Annotated in this window: 18 protein-coding genes; 7 read left to right on the top strand and 11 right to left on the bottom strand. The window is 63.8% G+C overall.

All coding sequences use genetic code 11. From position 1 onward, the window contains the following. Positions 1 to 12: 12 nt before the first annotated feature. Positions 13 to 2,862 (bottom strand): bifunctional transaldolase/phosoglucose isomerase, encoded by a 2,850-nt coding sequence (locus E4K65_RS20170; protein WP_135175652.1) that lies wholly within the window; start codon positions 2,860 to 2,862, stop codon positions 13 to 15. 310 nt (positions 2,863 to 3,172) lie between these two features. Here E4K65_RS20170 and E4K65_RS20165 point away from each other — a divergent pair, with 310 nt between their 5' ends. The 4 genes from E4K65_RS20165 to E4K65_RS20150 all read left to right on the top strand — a co-directional run bounded on the left by E4K65_RS20165 (position 3,173) and on the right by E4K65_RS20150 (position 8,903). Then, a complete protein-coding gene (locus E4K65_RS20165; RefSeq protein ID WP_167770967.1) occupies positions 3,173 to 3,832 on the top strand; it encodes an STM3941 family protein in 660 nt (219 codons plus the stop codon). A gap of 298 nt (positions 3,833 to 4,130) precedes the next feature. Further along, on the top strand, positions 4,131 to 6,074 hold the full coding sequence (locus tag E4K65_RS20160; RefSeq protein ID WP_135175651.1) for a PrkA family serine protein kinase: 1,944 nt from the start codon (positions 4,131 to 4,133) through the stop codon (positions 6,072 to 6,074). A 19-nt stretch (positions 6,075 to 6,093) separates the two neighbouring features. Beyond that, positions 6,094 to 7,371, top strand: coding sequence for a YeaH/YhbH family protein (locus E4K65_RS20155; RefSeq protein WP_209312077.1), 1,278 nt, complete (start codon positions 6,094 to 6,096; stop codon positions 7,369 to 7,371). After that, on the top strand, positions 7,368 to 8,903 hold the full coding sequence (locus E4K65_RS20150; protein WP_135175649.1) for a SpoVR family protein: 1,536 nt from the start codon (positions 7,368 to 7,370) through the stop codon (positions 8,901 to 8,903). The genes E4K65_RS20155 and E4K65_RS20150 overlap by 4 nt, the downstream gene beginning before the upstream one ends. 212 nt (positions 8,904 to 9,115) lie before the next feature. Here the strand turns inward: E4K65_RS20150 and E4K65_RS20145 are convergent, their stop codons facing one another. The 6 genes from E4K65_RS20145 to E4K65_RS20120 all read right to left on the bottom strand — a co-directional run bounded on the left by E4K65_RS20145 (position 9,116) and on the right by E4K65_RS20120 (position 11,894). Continuing rightward, positions 9,116 to 9,556, bottom strand: a complete 441-nt coding sequence (locus E4K65_RS20145; RefSeq protein WP_135175648.1) for a DUF1801 domain-containing protein — start codon at positions 9,554 to 9,556, stop codon at positions 9,116 to 9,118. Next, entirely contained in the window at positions 9,553 to 9,765 is a 213-nt protein-coding gene (locus E4K65_RS20140; RefSeq protein ID WP_135175647.1) for a hypothetical protein, read from the bottom strand. The genes E4K65_RS20145 and E4K65_RS20140 overlap by 4 nt, the downstream gene beginning before the upstream one ends. Before the next feature lie 49 nt (positions 9,766 to 9,814). Next, on the bottom strand, positions 9,815 to 10,246 hold the full coding sequence (locus E4K65_RS20135) for an SRPBCC family protein (RefSeq protein WP_135175646.1): 432 nt from the start codon (positions 10,244 to 10,246) through the stop codon (positions 9,815 to 9,817). After that, positions 10,243 to 10,566: an ArsR/SmtB family transcription factor gene (locus E4K65_RS20130; RefSeq protein WP_027546888.1), complete on the bottom strand. Its 324-nt coding sequence runs from the start codon at positions 10,564 to 10,566 to the stop codon at positions 10,243 to 10,245. The genes E4K65_RS20135 and E4K65_RS20130 overlap by 4 nt, the downstream gene beginning before the upstream one ends. A 213-nt stretch (positions 10,567 to 10,779) precedes the next feature. Beyond that, positions 10,780 to 11,229: a DsrE family protein gene (locus E4K65_RS20125; protein WP_027546887.1), complete on the bottom strand. Its 450-nt coding sequence runs from the start codon at positions 11,227 to 11,229 to the stop codon at positions 10,780 to 10,782. Between the two features lie 41 nt (positions 11,230 to 11,270). After that, complete coding sequence (locus tag E4K65_RS20120; RefSeq protein WP_135175645.1) at positions 11,271 to 11,894, bottom strand: hypothetical protein; 624 nt, start codon at positions 11,892 to 11,894, stop codon at positions 11,271 to 11,273. 204 nt (positions 11,895 to 12,098) lie between these two features. On the opposite strand from E4K65_RS20120, the gene E4K65_RS20115 reads away from it, so the two are divergent. The 3 genes from E4K65_RS20115 (at position 12,099) to E4K65_RS20105 (ending at position 14,902) form a co-directional block, all read left to right on the top strand. Beyond that, positions 12,099 to 12,668 carry an STM3941 family protein gene (locus tag E4K65_RS20115; protein ID WP_167770966.1) on the top strand — a complete coding sequence of 190 codons (570 nt, stop codon included), beginning with the start codon at positions 12,099 to 12,101 and terminating at the stop codon, positions 12,666 to 12,668. A gap of 225 nt (positions 12,669 to 12,893) precedes the next feature. Beyond that, positions 12,894 to 14,438, top strand: a complete 1,545-nt coding sequence (locus E4K65_RS20110; protein ID WP_135175643.1) for an SUMF1/EgtB/PvdO family nonheme iron enzyme — start codon at positions 12,894 to 12,896, stop codon at positions 14,436 to 14,438. 17 nt (positions 14,439 to 14,455) lie between these two features. After that, a complete protein-coding gene (locus E4K65_RS20105) occupies positions 14,456 to 14,902 on the top strand; it encodes a DUF4399 domain-containing protein (RefSeq protein WP_167770965.1) in 447 nt (148 codons plus the stop codon). On the opposite strand, the gene E4K65_RS20100 is transcribed toward E4K65_RS20105, so the two are convergent. The 4 genes from E4K65_RS20100 to E4K65_RS20085 form a co-directional block, all read right to left on the bottom strand. After that, positions 14,903 to 15,958: a 2-oxoacid:ferredoxin oxidoreductase subunit beta gene (locus E4K65_RS20100; protein WP_135175641.1), complete on the bottom strand. Its 1,056-nt coding sequence runs from the start codon at positions 15,956 to 15,958 to the stop codon at positions 14,903 to 14,905. A 130-nt stretch (positions 15,959 to 16,088) separates the two neighbouring features. Beyond that, positions 16,089 to 17,936, bottom strand: a complete 1,848-nt coding sequence (locus E4K65_RS20095; RefSeq protein WP_167770964.1) for a 2-oxoacid:acceptor oxidoreductase subunit alpha — start codon at positions 17,934 to 17,936, stop codon at positions 16,089 to 16,091. Beyond that, positions 17,906 to 19,705: an FAD-dependent oxidoreductase gene (locus E4K65_RS20090; protein WP_135175639.1), complete on the bottom strand. Its 1,800-nt coding sequence runs from the start codon at positions 19,703 to 19,705 to the stop codon at positions 17,906 to 17,908. Before E4K65_RS20090 ends, E4K65_RS20095 begins: the two co-directional genes overlap by 31 nt. 237 nt (positions 19,706 to 19,942) lie before the next feature. Then, a complete protein-coding gene (locus E4K65_RS20085) occupies positions 19,943 to 20,620 on the bottom strand; it encodes a DUF4286 family protein (RefSeq protein ID WP_135175638.1) in 678 nt (225 codons plus the stop codon). Between the last annotated feature and the right edge of the window lie 6 nt (positions 20,621 to 20,626).

Genomic DNA, 20,626 nt, shown 5'->3' with positions numbered 1-20,626 from the left:
TGAGAGATTCCCTTAATTCAGCGCGTCGTTAAGCGCCGCATTGAGCGCCGCGAGACCTTTCTTGAGCCCGCCCTTCAGGTGGACGCGCAATGCGCGCCGCCCGCGCTCGGTCAGCACGTCGAAATCGCCGCGCGCCTGCGCCGCCTTGATCACGCCGAAGCTGGCCTTCTGGCCCGGCACGGCCAGGTCCTTGGCATCATCTGCGGTGATCTGGAGGAACACGCCACTGTCCGGCCCGCCCTTGTAGGCTTGGCCGGTCGAGTGCAGGAAGCGCGGCCCGAACTCGGCGCAGGTCGCGACATGGCGTTTCTCGCGCACCTCGAGCCGCATCGCCTGCAGCGCGTCGATGGTGGCCTTGTCGCGCGCGATGTAGCCGAGCAGGGCGACATAATCGCCATGGCCGGAGCGGGAGAGATGCGCCTTCAGCCATGAGGTGAGGTCGCCGTTGGCGCCGGCGGCGCGCAGCGCCGTGGCGTTGGCCTCGTCGGTGTAGAGATCGGCCTCGTCCGTGCTGACCACCGGCTGCTCCGCCGGCAGCGCGCCGGTCTTCTCGAACGACGCGGTGAGCTCGCGGGTCTTGATCTTGGCCGCTTCCACGTCCGGCTGGTCGAACGGGTTGATGCCGAGGATGCTGCCCGCCACCGCCGTTGCCATCTCGAAGCGGAAGAACTCCTGGCCGAGATGGTCGATCGACTTCATGACGATGCGCACGACGGGATGGCCGGCCGCTTCGATCGCGGCAAGCTTCGAGTCATGGGCGGCGTCCGCTTCGCCCTCGGTACGGATGTCGATGAAGAAGCGGTCGTTGCCGTAAGTCGCGGTTTCGCCCAGCGGCTCGCCGTCGATCGGGATCAGGCCCTTGCCTTCCTTGCCGGTCGATTCCGCGATCAGCTGCTCGGCCCAGGCGCCGAAATCGGCGATCTTCTTCGACGACAGGATCGTCACCTTGTCGCGGCCTTCGAGGCCGGCGAGGCCCATGGCGAGGCCGAGCTGCACGCCGGGATTCTCACTCGGCGGCACGTCCGGCCCGCAGGAGCGGGCCATCGCGAGCGCATGCTTGACGAAGGTCTTGACGTCGATGCCTGCGGTTGCCGCCGGCACCAGGCCGAACGGCGAGAGCACCGAATAGCGGCCGCCGATCGAGGGCTCGCCATGGAAGACGCGGGCGTAATTCAGCTTCTTGGCCGACTTCTCCAGCGACGAGCCGGGATCGGTCACCGCGATGAAGCGGTGGCCGGTCTTCACCTTGGGGCCGACCGCCTGCGCGACGCGTTCGTGGAAATAGTCCTTCATCGCATTCGGCTCGGTGGTGCCGCCGGACTTGCTGGATACGATGAACACCGTGTTGGCGATGTCGATCTTCGCTTCCATCGCCCGCACCTGCGCCGGATCGGTGGAATCGAGCACATGCAGCTTCGGGAAGCCTGACTTTCGCGCAAAGGTCTCGGCCAGCACCTCGGGCCCGAGGCTCGATCCGCCCATGCCGAGCACGACGGCATCGGAGAATTTCTGGCCCTTCACGCGGCTGGCATAGTCCTCGTAGTCGGCGACATCAGCCTTGGCGGCGCTGTCGAGCCAGCCGAGCCATTTGTCCTCGTCGGCACCGGTCCAGACCGACTTGTCGCGCTGCCAGAGCCTGCGGATCTTGGCTGACGCGCGCCATTCCTCGGTGCTCTTCGCCACCGCCTTGCCGAGCCCGTCGCCGAGCGAGAGCTGCTGGTGGTCGATCGCAGGCCCGAGCACGGTGGCGCGCTTGTGGGCGACGGCGCCGTAGAGCTTGTCGGCGGCGTCGGCGAACTGCTTGACGCCGTCCTTGACCAGCTCCTCGGTGATCGCGTCGAGCGAGACGCCGGAGCGCTCCAGCTCTTCCAGCACACGCCTTGCGTCGTCGACATTCTCTTCCAGGCTGTCGCGCGGCTTGCCGTGGTCGCGGAACGCGTCCAGCGTCGCCGGCGGCACGGTGTTGATGGTGTCGGGGCCGATCAGTTCCTCGACATAGAGGACGTCGCTGTAGTCCTTGTTCTTGGTGCCGGTCGAGGCCCACAGCATGCGCTGCGGCTTGGCGCCCCTGGCGGCGAGCTTGTCCCAGTGGGGACCGGAGAACAGGCGCTTGTAATCCTGGTAGGCGACCTTGGCGTTGGCGATGGCGACCTTGCCCTTCAGCGCGGCGAGCCGTTCCTTCTCGCTGGGGTCGTTGGCGCGCGCGATCTTCTCGTCGAGCTGCTTGTCGACCACCGAATCGATGCGGCTGACGAAGAAGCTCGCCACGCTCGCGACATGCGAGGGATCGCCGCCGCCCGCGACGTATTTCTCGAGGCCGGCGAGATAGGCCTCCGCGACCTGGAGGTAGACCGCCTTCGAGAACAGCAGCGTGATGTTGATGCTGATGCCCTCGCCGATCAGCGTCTCGATCGCCGGCAGGCCTTCCGGCGTCGCCGGCACCTTCACCATCAGGTTCTTGCGGTTGACGTCCTTCCAGAGCCGCCGTGCCTCGGCGACCGTGCCGGCGGTGTCCATCGCGAGATAGGGCGAGACCTCCAGGCTGACATAGCCGTCGCCTCCCTTGAGGCGGTCATAGACCGGGCGGAGCACGTCGGCGGCGTTCTGGATGTCTTCGACCGCGACGGCTTCGAACAGGTCGGCCACGCTCCGGTCGCCGCGCTTCAGCGCCTTGCCGATCGGAGCGTCGTACTCGTCCGAACTGCCGATCGCCTTCTCGAAAATCGACGGATTGGAGGTGACGCCCTTGACGCCGTCGGTGTCGATCAGCCGCTTGAGGTCGCCCTTGGCGATGAAGCCGCGGGCCAGGAAGTCCAGCCAGACGGCTTGTCCGTGCTTTTCCAGTTCTTTGACGGGATTCATGATGCTTATTTATCTCCAAGCCTGCGGGCGAGGGGTTTCCGCGCCGGTCCTGACGCGCTATCCTCTAGCTAACATGCTCCCGGGAGGGAACCAATCAAGGGTGTAGGCGTCATACCCTCAGTGTAACTCCGTCGCGATCATGGCGATCCAGGCGGTTGTGGCTTTGTTGCGTGAAAAGTCGTTGGCCGGGGAGGTTCGGCCGAGGCCTCGTTGCGCAACGTCCGCCGGCCGCTGCACAGAGTGCCACCAGCGGATTCCGATCCGCCTGATGCTTCGTCGCCCGCTTGCGAACGACCATGCTGGGGAAAGCATGCACGCACATCCTGACCGCCCACCGCTCGCCCTTGCCAACGGTCCGCAATCGGTCGCGCCGGCCGTAAGCATCGACGCGGCCTACGATCTCGACATCAATCCGTGCGCGACATATCTGCGGCTGCTGGTCGCGGCGGGCTTTGCGATGACCCTGTTCGGCGCCAGCCTTGCCTTCGACTGGGGCGGCTTGGGCGACTACGACACGACGGTCGGCTATGCCGGCGTCGCGCTGTTCGGCGTGGTCACCAGCCGGCTGATCTGGATGCTCCCCGCCGAACGCGGGCCGGTGGTGATCGTCACCCCCGCTGGCATCCGCGATCTCCGCATCGGCAATGAATTTCTTCCGTGGGAGTCGATTGCGGAGGTTTCGACCGAGCAGCGGCGCAGCCACAGGATGATCGTGCCGACGCCGACGCTGGCCTTGCCGCGGCAGCTCGCCGGCATCCGCGCCAGGATCCGATCGATGTCGCGCGGCGCGCAGGACGGTCGCATCGTCGTCCGCCGCGACGGACTGGCGATCGGTTTTGACACATTGCTGCGCGCCTGCCGTGACTGTCATGCTGCCAGCTACTCACGCACCGCATTGCGGCGGGACCGCGATCAAGGTGCGCCAGACTCAGGTCCGCTCTCGCAAGGCTTGGCCGTACAAGCGTCATAAAGCTGCCGCCGGCTGACGGCTATGCTGCACCGCCGGATAGGCCGATCCCCGGTAATGCCCGGATGTTGCGGCCGAGTGACATTTTCTGGAAATGAGCGAAGATATACCTAGATTCGCATAAAGAACAGGCAGGTGCCTGTTCGTAACTCACCCAGTTGCCTACGTTGTGCGTTGCGTGAAGTCGGCCCCCGGGTGTCCAATGATCGTCATGTGCTCACGCTGATTCGAGACGGCCTGAGGAACGGTCCGGTAACTGCTTTCGTTTCAGCTTGTAGCGGAACTCACGCGGAGAGGGATCATGTACAACGATTCTCTATTCAACGCTTTCGCTCGGTCGTTCGAGGCGAGAAGCCAGCTCGACATGTCGATGGCGGAATACCTGGAATCGTGTCGAAGCGATCCCATGAAATACGCGAACGCGGCCGAGCGACTGCTAGCAGCGATCGGTGAGCCTCAGACAATCGACACGGCCAAGGACCCACGCCTTGGCCGTATTTTTTTGAACCGTACCATCCGCACCTATCCGGCCTTCGCCGGCTTCTACGGCATGGAAGAAACCATCGAGCGCATCGTTGGTTTCTTCCGGCACGCGGCGCAGGGGCTCGAAGAGCGCAAGCAGATCCTCTATCTGCTCGGCCCGGTTGGCGGCGGCAAATCCTCGCTTGCAGAGCGGCTGAAGTCGCTGATGGAAGTGCATCCGATCTACGTGCTCAAGGCCGGCGACGAACTCTCGCCTGTGTTCGAGAGCCCGCTCAGCCTGTTCGATCCCGATCAGCTCGGGCCGATGCTGGAGGAGAAATACGGCATTCCGCGCCGGCGCCTCACCGGGTTGATGAGCCCGTGGTGCTACAAGCGGCTGGAGGCCTTCGGCGGCGACATTTCCCAGTTCCGGGTCGCAAAAATCCAGCCGTCGCGGCTGCGCCAGATCGCGATCGCCAAGACCGAGCCCGGTGACGAGAACAACCAGGACATCTCCTCGCTGGTCGGCAAGGTCGATATCCGCAAGCTCGAGACCTACGCGCAGAACGATCCCGACGCCTACAGCTATTCCGGCGGCCTCAACCGCGCCAACCAGGGCGTGCTCGAGTTCGTCGAAATGTTCAAGGCGCCGATCAAGATGCTGCACCCGCTGCTCACGGCGACGCAGGAAGGCAACTACATCGGCACCGAGAACATCGGCGCGATCCCGTTCACCGGCGTCATCCTCGCGCACTCCAACGAGGCGGAGTGGGCGAGCTTCAAGGCCAACAAGAACAACGAAGCCTTCATCGACCGCATCTGCGTGATCAAGGTGCCCTATGTCCTGCGGGTCACGGAAGAGCAGAAGATCTACGAGAAGCTGATCCAGGGCTCCGAGCTGGCCTCGGCGCCGTGTGCGCCGTCGACGCTGGAGACGATGGCGCGGTTCTCGGTGATGTCGCGCCTGCGCAAGCACGAGAATTCCACCATATTTGGCAAGATGCGGGTCTACGACGGCGAGAGCCTGAAGGAATCCGATCCGAAGGCGCGCAGTGTCCAGGAATATCGCGATGCCGCCGGCGTCGACGAGGGCATGGACGGCGTCTCCACGCGCTTTGCCTTCAAGATCCTGGCCGCAACGTTCAACCACGATCCGCAGGAAGTCGCCGCCGACGCCGTGCATCTGATGTACGCGCTGGAGCAGTCGATCAAGCGCGAGCAGCTGCCGGAGGAGGTCGAGAAGCGGTATCTCGAGTTCATCAAGGCGGACCTTGCGCCGCGGTATGCCGAGTTCATCGGAAACGAGATCCAGAAGGCCTATCTCGAATCCTACTCGGATTACGGCCAGAACCTGTTCGATCGCTACGTCGATTATGCCGATGCCTGGATCGAGGATCAGGACTTCAAGGATCCCGATACGGGACAGCTCCTGGATCGCGAATTGTTGAACCAGGAACTGACCAAAATCGAGAAGCCGGCGGGCATCGCCAACCCCAAGGACTTCCGCAACGAGGTCGTCAAATTCTCGTTACGGTCGCGGGCCCAGAACGGGGGCAAGAATCCGACCTGGACCTCCTACGAGAAGATTCGCGATGTGATCGAAAAGCGGATATTCTCTCAGGTCGAGGACCTGCTTCCGGTCATCTCCTTCGGGTCGAAGAAGGACGGCGAGACGGAGAAGAAGCACGGCGAGTTCGTCGCACGCATGGTGGAGCGCGGCTACACCGAGCGTCAGGTTCGCCGGCTCGTCGAATGGTACATGCGTGTGAAGCAGGCCGGTTGAGGCGGATGGAAAAGTGCCCATTCACATTATTGACAGGCGCCTGAATCCAGGCGGCAAGAGTCTTGAGAACCGCCAGCGGTTCTTGCGTCGGGCCAAATCCCTGGTGCAGGGCGCCGTCAAGAAGACCTCGCAGGAACGCGACATCAAGGACGTCCTGGAGGGTGGTGAGGTCACGATTCCGCTCGACGGGATGCATGAGCCGCGTTTCCGCCGCGAAGGCGGAACGCGCGACATGGTGTTGCCCGGGAACAAGAAGTTCGTCGAAGGCGACTATCTCCAGCGTTCCGGCCAGGGCAGCGCCAAGGATTCCGGTCCCGGCGAAGGCGACAGCGAGGACGCCTTCCGCTTCGTGTTGAGCCGCGACGAGTTCGTCGATCTCTTCCTCGACGACCTCGAGCTGCCGGATCTTGCCAAGCGCAAGATCGCGCAGACCGAGAGCGAGGGCATCCAGCGCGCCGGCTACACCACGTCGGGCTCGCCCGCCAACATCTCGGTGAGCCGGACGGTGAAGCTCGCGCTCGCCCGCCGCATTGCGCTCAAGCGTCCCCGCAAGGAGGAGATCGAAGAGCTCGAAGCCGCAATCGCCGCATGCACCGACGAGGACGAGCGCGTGGTGCTTCTCGCCGAGTTGGAAAGGCTGAAGGCGAAGACGAAGCGGATTCCGTTCATCGACCCGCTCGACATCCGCTACCGCCGCTTCGAGACGGTGCCGAAGCCGGTCGCGCAGGCGGTGATGTTCTGCCTGATGGACGTCTCCGGCTCGATGTCCGAGCACATGAAGGATCTCGCCAAGCGCTTCTACATGCTGCTCTACGTGTTCCTGAAGCGCCGCTACAAGCATGTCGAGATCGTCTTCATCCGCCACACCGACCGCGCCGAGGAGGTGGACGAGCAGACCTTCTTCTACGGTCCGGCCTCCGGCGGCACGCTGGTCTCCAGCGCGCTCCAGGCGATGCACGAGATCGTGCGCGAGCGCTTCAATCCGTCGGACTGGAATATCTACGCGGCGCAAGCCTCCGACGGCGACAATTCCTATTCCGACGGCGAGCTTACGGGCATGCTGCTGACCGACAAGATCCTGCCGGTCTGCCAGTTCTTTGCCTATCTCGAGGTCGGCGAGTCCGGCGGCAGCGCCTTCGATCTCTCCGACTCCTCACTCTGGACCCTCTACGAGCGCCTGCGCAACAGCGGCGCACCGCTCTCGATGCGCAAGGTCAGCGAGCGCAGCGAGATCTTCCCGGTGTTCCACGACCTGTTCCAGCGCCGCGAAACCTCTCAGGAGAAAGCCGCTCCATGACGGAAAGATTGTTCGAGGGCGCGGATTGGGACTTCCACACCTTGCAGCGCATCACCGATGCCTGTGAGGAGGTGGCGAAGAACGATCTCGGGCTCGACGTCTATCCGAACCAGATCGAGGTCATCACCGCCGAGCAGATGCTGGATGCCTACTCGTCGGTCGGCATGCCCCTGTTCTACAAGCACTGGTCCTTCGGCAAGCACTTCGCCTATCACGAGGCTTCCTACCGCAAGGGCCTGATGGGCCTCGCCTACGAGATCGTGATCAACTCCTCGCCCTGCATCTCCTACCTGATGGAGGAGAACACGGCGACGATGCAGACGCTGGTGATCGCGCACGCCGCCTTCGGCCACAATCACTTCTTCAAGAACAACTATCTGTTCAAGCAGTGGACAGACGCCGACGGCATCCTGGACTATCTCGATTTCGCCAAGAACTACGTCATGCAATGCGAGGAGCGCTTCGGCCGCGCCGAGGTCGAGCGTACGCTCGATGCCGCGCACGCGCTGATGTCGCACGGCATCGACCGCTATCCCGGCAAGAAGAAGCTCGACCTGCGCGCCGAGGAGAAGCGGGCAGGGCGACGCCGCCAGCACGAGGAGGAGGTCTTCAACGACCTCTGGCGCACCGTGCCGGCAGGAAAGAGCAAGAGCCGCTCCGCGCTCAGCGTCGAGCGGCGCCGCAAGCTGCTCGGCCTGCCGCAGGAAAACCTGCTCTACTTCCTGGAGAAGAGCGCGCCGCGGCTGGCACCCTGGCAGCGCGAATTGCTGCGCATCGTCCGCCACATCGCGCAATATTTCTATCCGCAGAGCCAGACCAAGGTGATGAACGAGGGGACGGCGACCTACGTCCACTATCGCATCATGACCAAGCTGCACCAACAGGGCCGCATCACCGACGGCAACTTCCTCGAATTCCTGGGATCGCACACCAATGTGGTGTTCCAGCCCGAATTCGACGATCCGCGCTTCTCCGGCTTCAATCCCTATGCGCTCGGCTTCGCCATGATGCAGGACATCGAGCGCATCGTCACCAGCCCGTCGGACGAGGACCGCGAGTGGTTCCCTGACATCGCCGGCAAGAACGACGTGATGGGCGTGCTGCGCGACGTCTGGGCCAACTACCGCGACGAGAGCTTCATCGGCCAGTTCCTCAGCCCGAAGCTGATGCGGCAGCTGCGCATGTTCCATCTGCACGACGACCCCGAGGAGCGTGCCGGCATCCGCGTCGATGCCATCCACGACGAGCGCGGCTTCCGCCGGGTGCGGCGCGAGCTGGCGCGGCAGCACGATGTTGGCTACATCGACGCCAATATCGAGGTGGTCGACGTCGATCTCTCCGGCGACCGCCGGCTGATCCTGCATCACCACGTCATCAAGGGCGCACAGCTCAACGAGACCGACGCCAAGCGCGTGCTCCAGCATCTGGCGGACCTCTGGACCTACGACGTCTCGCTGATCGAGGTCGATGCCAACGACAAGGTCCTGCGCGAATATGTCGTGAGCCCGCGCCCGATCCCGGCGGCGGCCTGAGGCGGCCGTCTATGTGTAGCAATGCGGCGAGATGCGCGTTGGTGTGCCCTCGCCCCTTGTGGGAGAGGGCAGCGACGCCGGCAGACACAAGCTCACTGGGGTGAGGGGTATCTCTCCGCGCTTTCCCGTGTCGATAGATACCCCTCATCCGGCGCTTCGCGCCACCTTCTCCCACAAGGGGAGAAGGAAGAGGTCTGTGGCTGCCTGCTGTTCTATGCAGAACGCTTGGCCGGCTTCTTCTTGGTCTTCGACACATTCAGCTCCACGGCCGCGAGGATCAGCGCCTTCAGCGCTTTCTCGTTGATCTTCTCGCCCTCGCGGATATCGATCGCGCGCCGCACATTGCCGTCGAGGCTGGAATTGAACAGGCCGGCCGGGTCATCGAGGGCCGCACCCTTGGCAAAGGTCAGCTTCACGACGGCCTTGTAGGTCTCGCCGGTGCAGATGATGCCGTCGTGCTCCCACACGGGTACGCCGCGCCACTTCCATTCCTCGACCACGTCGGGGTCGGCGTCCTTGATCAGGGCGCGAATCCGCCCGAGCATCTCGCCGCGCCAGTCGCCGAGCTCCCTGATCCTGCCGTCGATCAACTTGGACGCCGCTCCGTCCGCGTCCTTCGCGCCGGTCTTCTTCACCGCGACCGCCTTCTTCATGACCTCGCCTCGCGCTGCATGCCGCCGCGCCGGTCAAGATAGGGCAGCGCAAACAGATACAGCCCGGTCGCAAGCAGCGGGATCAGCGGGACAAGCGCCAGGAAGCCGATCCACACGGCCTGGAGCTGCATGGTCATCGCGACGATGTTCGCGATGACGGCGAGCGTGAAGGCGATGGACAGCCAGCGATGGATTTGTCGTATCCACATGTTCAACGAGACCTCCTCTGAAATGATCGGATGGATGCGCGCCGCCGGCTCAATCCGGTCGCGCCAGCAGCTCGTCCAGCTTGGTGAGAAACTGTTTCCAGCCGGCATGCGCGCCGCCATAGGCCTGTTTCTGCGTCGGGCTGAAGCCCGCCTGCTCGACGCGCAGATGCGTGCCTGCGCTTGTCGGTGTCAGCGTGAAGGTGACGACGCTTTTCAGGTCGAACGCCGCGTCCTCATGCGCGAAATTCCAGGTGTAGGCGAGCGTCTTCTGCGGCTCGATGGTGAGCACCTCGCAGTCCAGCACGCCGCCCCATTCGCCGCGAAGGTTGAAGCGATGGCCGACCGATGGCTTGAAGTCGTTCTTCATCAGCCATTCCTCGATCAGATGCGGCTGTGTCAGCGCGCGCCAGATCCGCTCGGCCGGAAAGGCAAATTCGCGCTCGATGACGACGGAGCGGGTCTCGCTTGAGGTCTCGGTCATTGGTCCATCCTCTTCAGGAGATCGTCGAGCGCGTCGAGCCGGTTCTGCCAGAATCCGGCCATCTGGCTGGTCCAGTCGACCAGCGGATTGAGCGCACCGGGCTGCGCGCTGTAATGGGTCTGGCGTCCTTCATGGCGGTCGCGGACGAGGCCGGCCTGCTTCAGCGCGCCGAGATGTTTCGAGACCGCCGGCTGGGAAACGCCGGACCGTGCCGTCAGTGCCCCGACCGTCTGCTCGCCCTCGCGGCACAACCGTTCGAAGATCGCCCGCCGGGTCGGATCGGCGAGCGTCCTGAACAGGAGATCGTGGGCGGCGGACATGCGATTTCCATAACCGGGAAGTTATGGGTTAATTCATAACCGTAGAGTTATGGGTAAGTCAAGCGCGATGGGAGGATGTGGCGCTCGCCCGTGCGACGGTCTCCACCGTCATTGCGAGGAGCGAAGCGACGAAGCAATCCAGAGTCCCCCCGCGGAGGGATTCTGGATTGCTTCGCTGCGCTCGCAATGACGGGGACGACGCCTGCCGCAACGCTACGGCCGCAAATACAGATAGCCCTGCGACTGCAGCTCGGCCAGGCGGACCACGCCGCCTTTCTCCGCGCTGACGAAGCCCGGCAGCAGATCCGTCAGCGTGACGTTCTGCGCCTTCATCGTGTTGCCGCAGGCGGCGAGCTCGACGCCGTCCTTGGAGAAGTCGCCAACGCGCTTGCTGATATCGGGGTTGGCCTGCGCCCAGTGAAACGCCTTCAGCGCCGGCCCGTGAATCACCAGCGCGATCGTGACGTGCTCGGGGCCGCCGACGCCGTCGATGTGGTTCTGGATGTTGCCGAGCACGAAATTGACCTTCTCGGCGTCGCTGAGATGGTAGACGACCTTGAGCTTGTTCGACGGCGGAGCCTCGGTCGCGGCCTGTGCGCGGGAGGCGCCGAGCGCCGCACCTAGCGCTGAAACGGCACTCCACAGGATGTTCCGGCGGTTCATGGCGATCTCCCTCGGCTGCGCCCGAATTTGCCGGACCCATATCACTTGTGGCGCAGCGCGGCGAGTTCCTTGCGGTCGGTCACCAGCGAGGCGCACTCGCTGTTGTCGGTGCGGTCGAGGCGGAAGATCTTGTCGTCGGCGCCGGCGACCAGCGATTGCTCGGCCTCGTCATCCGGCTTGTTGTTCTGCCAGACCCTGACCTGCTCGAGCCGAATGATGGCGGACTTGTTGTCCTTGGACAGCGCCACCTCGATCCCGCCGCCTTCGCAGTCCACGCCGCAGCCGAGACGGACTTCGTCGCCCTGACTGAGGAGCACCGCGGGGCTGCCGCACGACCCGCTGGAGTCGAAGTCGCCGCTGCGATGGCGATACCGGAAGCCCAGGCGGAAGGAATTGTGGAGTTGCTTGTCCTCCTTGTCGGTCTCCGCGGAGATCAGCAGCTTCATCGACGCGACCTTCTGCTTGGGATGCCGCGCCAGATGCTCGGCATCGTAGCGGCGAACGAAGCAGGCATAGGCCTTGTCACCCGGCGTCCCCGCATAGATGCGGCCCATGAAGGCGTCGGCTTCGGCCTTTGTGGTTTCCCGGACCTTATCGGCCTCATCGGCGTGGGCGACGCCGGTGAACGCGGTAAGGACAAGCGGCAGGACGAGGGCAAGCTTCATGGTCGCACCGAACGCGTGAGCCGTTGATGGCCCGCGGCGGGACGATCAGGGCCGATTGGCCGTTAGTCGCGGGCGGAAAGCGTTGCGTTCAAGCGTTCCTGGCCGCGCCTTGCGGACAGCCTCGCGCAAGGTTCCCGCTTTAACAATTTGGAAGGAGGGGTGCTGAGAACCCCTGGTTGTTGCAGATGACTGGTGGCGGTCAAAATGTCCATAAGTCAGAACTTGCCCAACCTTGCGATCGGCTATTCCCTTGCGCGGCTGTTCAAGTTGCTGGGAGCCGGCCTGCTGGCGACGCTGTTGTGCGGCGCGCTCGCATTCAGCTTGCACTATGGCAAGGACATCGCCACGATCCAGATCGCGCTCAGCTATTTCGGCATCGTGTTTTTCGGCCTGGCCACCTGCAAGACGCTCTGGACGTTGATCTCCGCCAGGGAGCCGGTCCTCTTCATCACCCGTGTCGGCATTCGCGACACCAGGATCGCCGATGACACCATCTCGTGGAGATCGGTGAGGGACATATCGATCTTTCGGTATCGCAGCCAGAGGATCGTCGTTCTTCAGGTCGATCCTCTTCTTGCCGAGCGGTTCGAAGGCGGCTTTCTGAAGCACGTCTTGTCGCTGCTGAACAAGCCCATTGGCGCGGACGGCGTGCTCGTCACGGGCGGCCTGACCATGGACGGCGAAACGCTGTTCGAGACCTGCAAGCAATACTGGACGGCCGGCCGGTTGGCATATTCGGGTCGCGCCGCACCCGAGCCCGAGCCTGTCCATTAAAGCCCGATGTGTCTTGGCTGAACCAGTGGCGGACTTCGTCGCCCTGAGAGCGGCGCTTTAGTCGCTGGTTGGACCAGAAGGGTTCAAGGTCCTCGCTCCCTGGAACTCGATGTCGCGAGTCCTTCGACATTGTCCCAGTTTGTCAATGTGATAGCCTTCACAGACGATTGCTTCTCGAAGTCGTAGGCTGGGGCCGCCTTTGTAAGTTTGTGGAGTCCCCGCGCAATGGGCGAAATTCGCAACTTCAGATCCGGGAATCAGAACGAGCCGCCTCCGCACGGCGCAATGCCTCGTCGTCTCGCTGCAATCATTGTCGGCGACATCGCGTCCTACAGCCGCTTGATGCAGGCCGACGAGGAGGGCACGCATGTCCGCGTCAAGCGGATCGAGCGGGACCTCATCGAGCCCAGTATCGTCGAGCACCATGGAAGCCTGGTGAAGACGACGGGCGACGGCTTCATCGCTATTTTCGATAGCCCTGTTGAGGCCGTTCGCTGCAGCATCGTCATCCAGCAGAATCTCGTCGGCCGCAATGCCTCGCTTCCGAAGGACTCCCGGATCGAGTACCGAATTGGCGTCAATCTGGGTGATGTCATCATCGAGCCGGACGACGTTTACGGCGATGGCGTCAACATCGCCACGCGTATCGAAGGCATTGCCCAGCCCGGTCAGGTCTTCATCTCGGGCGCGATCTACGAGCAGATCAAGCACAAGGTGGTGTGCGGCTACGAGTCCCTTGGCGACCGCAAGGTGAAGAACATCACCGACCCCGTGCGCATCTATCGCGTGCTGCCCGACGCAGATGCCGTCGGCGGGACGCGAGGCCGGCGCGAGAATACCTTGATCTTTCTCCTCGGCTTGACGTTGCTGGTCAGCGCCGCCGGCGTGCTCTGGTATCTCCTGGCGCAGCCGCCCGGCAAGGGAAGCGAGCAGGCCGCCACGCCGACTGCCGCTCCGGTCGCTTCTCCTGTCCCGCAGCCTCCGGCGCGCGAAGCGGCCGTGCCGACGCCACAACCGTCGCCCTCGTTGGCTTCACCTGCGCCGCCGGCACCGGCACCGGCACCGACGCCGACGCCCAGCCAATCGCCGACGCCCGCCAGCGAGCCCGAAATGATCGTCGTTCGCGGCGGCAGCTTCGCGATGGGAAGCAACGATGATCCGACCGAGCGCCCTGTTCACCAGGTCGCGATCAAGCCATTCTCGATCGGCAAATACCCTGTGACGGTGCGGGAGTGGAACGAATGCGCCGCTGCAAAGGCGTGTGGCTTTACAGCGATCGGGAAGGACGACGCCCCCGTCACGAATGTAAGCTGGACCGATGCACAGCAATATGCTGGCTGGCTCGCGCAGGCGACGAAGAAGTCGTACCGGCTTCCGAGCGAAGCGGAATGGGAATATGCGGCGCGCGGCGGAACGCAGACCAAATATTGGTGGGGCGACAAGCTCCAGCCGGGCATGGCCGGGTGCAAGGATTGCGGTGACGCAGCCGCCGAGCAGCCGGCGAAGGTCGGTAGCTTCAAACCCAATCCATTCGGACTCTACGACATGGGCGGCGGCGTCGATCAGTGGGTCGCCGATTGCTGGCACAGGACTTATCAAGGCGCGCCCAATGATGGTTCGGCATGGAGCGGTGGGGACTGCAGTTCGCACGTCCTGCGCTCGGGCTCCTGGAAGAACGATTCGAGATACGTGCGGCCATCCAACCGCGACGGCTACGATACCAACGTTCGTTACCCGACGCATGGGTTCCGGGTCGCGCTCAGTCCCTGAGTGCAGGAGTAGATTTGATGCAAATCCTTCGCTGCGTTGCGCTGTCGGCGGTGCTCGCATTGCTCCCGGGCGTGGCCTTCTCGCAGGGTAAGGCTGCTCCAAAGGACGCAAAGGTTTATTTCATCACCCCTTATGACGGGCAGAAGGTGCGCGCCGGTTTCCTGGTCCGGTTCGGCTTGCGCAACATGGGCGTGACGCATGCCGGCGACGACTACCAGAACGCCGGCCATCATCATTTGCTGGTCGACGTCAGCGACCCCATCGATCCGAAGGAGCCGATCCCGCAGGACAAGTCGCATCTGCATTTCGGGGCGGGGCAGACCGAAACATTTCTCGAGCTTCCGCCCGGGACCCATACCCTTCAACTGGTGCTGGGCGACGCCAAGCACTATCCGTTCGAGCCGCCTGTCGTGTCGGAGAAGATCACCGTGCGCGTCAGGCCTCCGCCTCAGCGCGGCAAATGATCACCGCATGCTGGCGTTGAACTTGTCCAGCGCCGCCGAGCCCGGGCACAGCGTGTCCGCTTCCAGCGTGTTGAGCGGCGTCTCGACCGTGTTGAGATGCGCGTGCAGGTCGTCGGCATCGGGGTCGACATAGAGCAGGCCGGTGACGATCTGCCCCTTGGCGGCGTGCTTCTGGAGGAAGGTCTGGGCGCCGAGCCGGTCATGCGGATCGTAGTCGGCGTCGATCTTGCGCAGCGCGATCTTGCTGCCGTCGTGCTGCTCGACCAATTGCACCGTGCCCGGCGCGTAGTCGACCGCGATCGGGTCGCGGCCGACCAGCACGTCGAGCCGGTTCACCGCGTCGTTGTGCTCGCGGACATAGTCGAAGCTCTTGGTCGAGCCGGCATGGTTGTTGAAGGCGATGCAGGGGCTGATGACGTCGATGAAGGATGCGCCCTTGTGGCGGATCGCGGCCGCGATCAGCGGCACGAGCTGGGTCTTGTCGCCGGAGAACGAGCGCGCCACGAAGGTTGCGCCCAGTTGCAGCGCGATCGCGACGAGGTCGATGGCGTTGTCGGTGTTGGTCACGCCCTTCTTGGACTTCGAGCCGCGGTCGGCGGTCGCCGAGAACTGTCCCTTGGTCAGGCCGTAGACGCCGTTGTTCTCGACGATATAGGTCATGTTGACGCCGCGCCGGATCGAGTGCGCGAACTGGCCGAAGCCGATCGAGGCGGAATCGCCGTCGCCGGACACGCCGAGATAGATCAGGTCGCGGTTGGCGAGATTGGCGCCGGTCAGCACCGACGGCATGCGCCCGTGCACGGAGTTGAAGCCGTGCGAATTGCCGAGGAAATAGTCCGGCGTCTTCGACGAGCAGCCGATCCCGGAGATCTTCGCCACCCGGTGCGGCTCGATCGAGAGCTCATAGCAGGCCTCGATGATCGAGGCCGTGATCGAATCGTGGCCGCAGCCGGCGCACAGCGTCGAGATCTTGCCCTCGTAGTCGCGATGCGTGTAGCCGAGCTCGTTCTTCTTGAGGCCGGGATGATGGAATTTCGGCTTGGCAATATAAGTCATGCGAGCACCTGCGATCCCAAGCCCGTCATGACCGGGCTTGACCCGGCCATCCACGTCTTGGCCGAGGAAAAGGAAGTCGTGGATGCCCGGCACAAGGCCGGGCATGACGGAAGAGAGAGCAAGGCGTAGGTCATGACACGGCCTTGCGGAGCGGCGTCACCTTGAGGTGATCCTGGTGGTCGCCAATGGCTTTTGCGATGAAGCGGGCGGTGATCGGCGTGCCGTCGTAATGCACGATCGGCACGAGGCGGACGGGGTCGATGCCGTTCTCGTTGACGATGAGTTGCCGCAACTGGGCATCGCGGTTCTGCTCGACCACGTAGACGAAATCGTGCTCGGCGAGGAAGCTCGCCACGCTCGAATGGAACGGGAAGGCGCGGATGCGCAGGCGATCGAGCTGGTGGCCGCGCGCTTCGAGCAGGCCGATCGCCTCGTCCATCGCCGGCGAGGTCGAGCCGAAATAGATCACGCCGTATTTGGTCGGCCGTTCCGCATTGGCCTGGAGCGGCCGCGGCACGAGGTCCTGCGCGGTCTCGAACTTGCGCACCAGGCGCTGCATGTTGTCGGCATAGACCGGGCCTTCCTCGGAATATCGCGCATAGCGATCCCGGGAAGTACCGCGGGTAAAATAGGAGCCCTTGGTCGGATGCGTGCCGGGATAGGTGCGGTAGGGGATGCCGTCGCCGTCGACGTCGAGATAGCGGCCGAAGTCGCGGCCTTCCTCCAGCATCTCCGCGGTCATGATCTTGCCGCGGTCATATTGCCGGGCATCGTCCCACTTCAGCGGACGGCAGAGACGGTGATTCATGCCGATATCGAGATCGAGCATCAGGAAGATCGTGGTCTGGAGCCGCTCGGCGAGATCGAAGGCGGCGGCCGCGAACTCGAAGGCCTCCGCCGGATCCTCCGGGAACAGCAGCACATGCTTGGTGTCGCCATGCGAGGCATAGGCGCAGGCGATGATGTCGCATTGCTGGGTGCGGGTCGGCATGCCCGTGGAGGGCCCGGCGCGCTGGATGTTCATGATCACCGCGGGGATCTCGGCAAAATATGAAAGGCCGATGAACTCCGTCATCAAGGAAATGCCGGGGCCGGAGGTCGCGGTGAAGGCGCGGGCGCCGTTCCAGGACGCGCCGATCACGATGCCGATCGAGGCCAGCTCGTCCTCGCCCTGCACGATGGCGTATTTCGCCTTGCCCGTCTCGGGGTCGTGCCGGTACTTCTTGCAATGGGCGGTGAAGGCTTCCGCCACCGACGAGGAGGGCGTGATCGGATACCAGGCGCACACGGTGGCGCCGCCATAGACGGCGCCGAGCGCGGCGGCGCTGTTGCCCTCGATGAAGATGCTGTCGCCGACCTTGTCGGACTTCCTCACCCGCAGCCCGATCGGGCATTTCAGGTTCTGGAGCGCCCAGTCGCGGCCGAGATGCAGCGCGTGGACGTTGGAGGAGAGCAGCTTCTCCTTGCCCTTGTACTGCTCGCCGATCAGCTGCTCGATCAGCTTCGGGTCCATGTCGAGCAGGGCAGAGAGCGCGCCGAGATAGATGATGTTCTTGAACAGCTGGCGCTGGCGCGGATCGGTGTAGGTCGAGTTGGTGATCGCGGTGAGCGGCACGCCGATCACGGTGATGTCGTCGCGGAATTTCGTCGACGGCATCGGCTTGGTGGAATCGTAGAACAGATAGCCGCCGGGCTCGATGCCGGCGACGTCCTTGTCCCAGGTCTGCGGGTTCATCGCCACCATCATGTCGACGCCGCCGCGGGCGCCGAGATGGCCGTCTTCGGTCACCCGCACCTCGTACCAGGTCGGCAGGCCCTGGATGTTGGAAGGGAAGATGTTGCGCGGGGAGACCGGCACGCCATGGCGCAGGATCGCGCGCGCGAACATCTCGTTGGCGCTGGCCGAGCCCGATCCGTTGACGTTGGCGAAGCGGACGACGAAGTCGTTTACGCTGCTGATCGGCTTTTTGTCGGACATGCTGAACCTGCGTAAGTCATTTCGATCAAATACTTCTGCATGTCCCAGGCTCCGGTGGGACAGCGCTCGGCGCACAGCCCGCAATGCAGGCAGACATCTTCGTCCTTCACCATCACGCGCCCGGTCTTGAGATCGGAGGACACGTAGAGGTCCTGGTCGGGATGCAGCGACGGCGCCTTCAGGCGCTGGCGCAGATCGGCTTCCTCGCCATTCTCCGTGAAGGAGATGCAGTCCATCGGGCAGATGTCGACGCAGGCGTCGCACTCGATGCAGAGCGAAGTCGAGAACACGGTCTGTACGTCGCAGTTCAGGCAGCGATGGGCTTCGCCGAGCGCGAGCTTGACGTCGTAGCCGAGCTCGACCTCGGTGCGGATGTCCTTCAGCGCGATCACCTTGTCGCGATGCGGCACCTTGAAGCGCTTGTCGACGGAGATGTCGTTGTCATAGCTCCATTCGTGGATGCCCATCTTCTGCGACGAGACATGCACCTCCGGCAGCGGCCGCTCGGTGATGTCCTCGCCCGACAGCAGCTTGTGGATCGACAGCGCGGCGTCGTGGCCGTGCGCGACCGCCCAGATGATGTTCTTGGGACCGAAGGCGGCGTCGCCGCCGAAGAATACTTTCGGGTTGGTCGAGGCGAAGGTCTTGGGGTCGACCTTGGGCATGTGCCATTTGTCGAATTCGATGCCGCAGTCCTGCTCGATCCAGGGGAAGGCGTTCTCCTGGCCGACCGCGACCAGCACGTCGTCGCAGGGAATGGTCTGATCGGGGTCGCCCGAAGGCACCAGATTGCGGCGGCCTTTGGCGTCGAATTCGGCTTTGACGTGCTGGAAGGTGACGCCGATGAGCTTGCCGGCGACATGCTTGAATGCCACCGGCACCATGTAGTTGAGGATCGGAATATCCTCGTGGATCGCGTCCTCCTTCTCCCAGGGCGAGGCCTTCATCTCCTCGAAGCCGGAGCGCACGATCACCGTGACTTTCTCGCCGCCGAGGCGGCGCGCGGTTCGGCAGCAATCCATCGCGGTGTTGCCGCCGCCGAGCACGATCACGCGTTTGCCGATCTTGTCGATGTGGCCGAACGAGACCGAGGACAGCCACTCGATGCCGATATGGATGTTGGCGGCGGCCTCCTTCCGGCCGGGAATGTCGAGCTCGCGGCCGCGCGGCGCGCCGGAGCCGACGAAGATCGCGTCGTATTTCTCCGCGAGCAGCGCCTTCATGCTCTCGATGCGGTGACCGCCTTTGAAGTCGACGCCGAGATTGAGGATGTAGCCGGTCTCCTCGTCGATCACCGAATTGGGCAGGCGGAATTTCGGGATCTGCGAGCGCATCATGCCACCGGCTTCCGGATCGGCATCGAACACGGTGCAGTGATAGCCGAGCGGCGCCAGATCACGCGCCACCGTCAGCGAGGCCGGACCGCCGCCGACCAGCGCGACGCGCTTGCCGTTCTTCGATGAAGGGCGCGGCAGGCGCTGCGTGATGTCGTCCTTGAAGTCGGCTGCGACGCGCTTGAGGCGGCAGATCGCGACCGGTGTTTCCTCGACGCGGCCGCGCCGGCACGCCGGCTCGCATGGACGATCGCAGGTGCGTCCCAGAATTCCGGGAAACACGTTCGATTGCCAATTGATCATGTAGGCGTCGCTGTAGCGGCCTTGTGCGATCAGTCGGATATATTCGGGAACCGGGGTGTGCGCAGGACAGGCCCACTGGCAATCGACCACTTTGTGAAAGTAGTCGGGGGCCGCGATATCGGTCGGTTTCATTCCTACCCTGTCCGCGCAGGCCCAAAGACCCCGCGGCCTTTTCTTGAGCTTGGCGAACGCTAACGCGCGTCGATCTGGTTTCTGAATGACGTCATTGAGTTAGCTTATTAGAACCGGTCCGAAGTACAACGGCAAATTTGGGGGATCACCCGCTTTCATGGGAGCTGCGCGCGCACAGCATTAACGGCTGCGCGCACGCATGTGGCGGTGCAATATGTTGCGGTGCATGTAGGCGCGTTAGCGGTGCGCGATGTCGCACTTCGCAAGGTCCCACATCAGCGCGTAGGTACCGACGGAGACGGGAAGCGGGAAGGGCGATGCGGCGGGGCCGGTGAAGCGTTCGGCAATGACAGCCGAGACCGCGCCGACATGCGTGCCGTCGATCAGCACGAACCAGTCGCGTGCACCTTCGTTGCGCACGGCCGGGATATCCGCCGTTGCACCCGACAATTCCGGCTCGCTCTCGAGCAGATGCATCGAGATGATGCCGTCGCGCTTTTCCGGCGTCAGCTTTTCTTGCAGTGCATCACGCCATGGCGCGGCGTTGCCCGGCGTCGGCCGCAGCCGCACCACGCCGAGTGCAGCTCCGCGTCCGGTGCCGTTGCTGATGGTGACGCGCGCGACGACGCGCAGCATGTCCTTGAAACGCGCCATGGTCTGCCGCGACCAGTCGGTCGGGCTCGCGAGCCGCGCCTTGTAAGGGGGGCTGTCGAGCACGTCGAGCGTCGCGGTCGAATAGAGGCAGAGATATCTGGGATTGGCGGCGTGCGCGACATAGCGCCGTGCTTCCAGGAATCCCTCGATCGCGACACGCTCTTCCAGATGCTCGCGGTCGTACCAGCGGTTGAAATCGGCCTCATCGGCCGCGTCGATATTCATCGACGTCAGCAGCATGCCTTTCCCGGCGAGCGGCATTTTTCT

It is taken from the genome of Bradyrhizobium niftali (genome assembly GCF_004571025.1).
In the GTDB taxonomy this organism is placed as follows: Bacteria; Pseudomonadota; Alphaproteobacteria; order Rhizobiales; family Xanthobacteraceae; genus Bradyrhizobium; species Bradyrhizobium niftali.
Note: the sequence above shows the minus strand (reverse complement) of the source record. Positions and strands in the feature narration are given on the sequence as shown.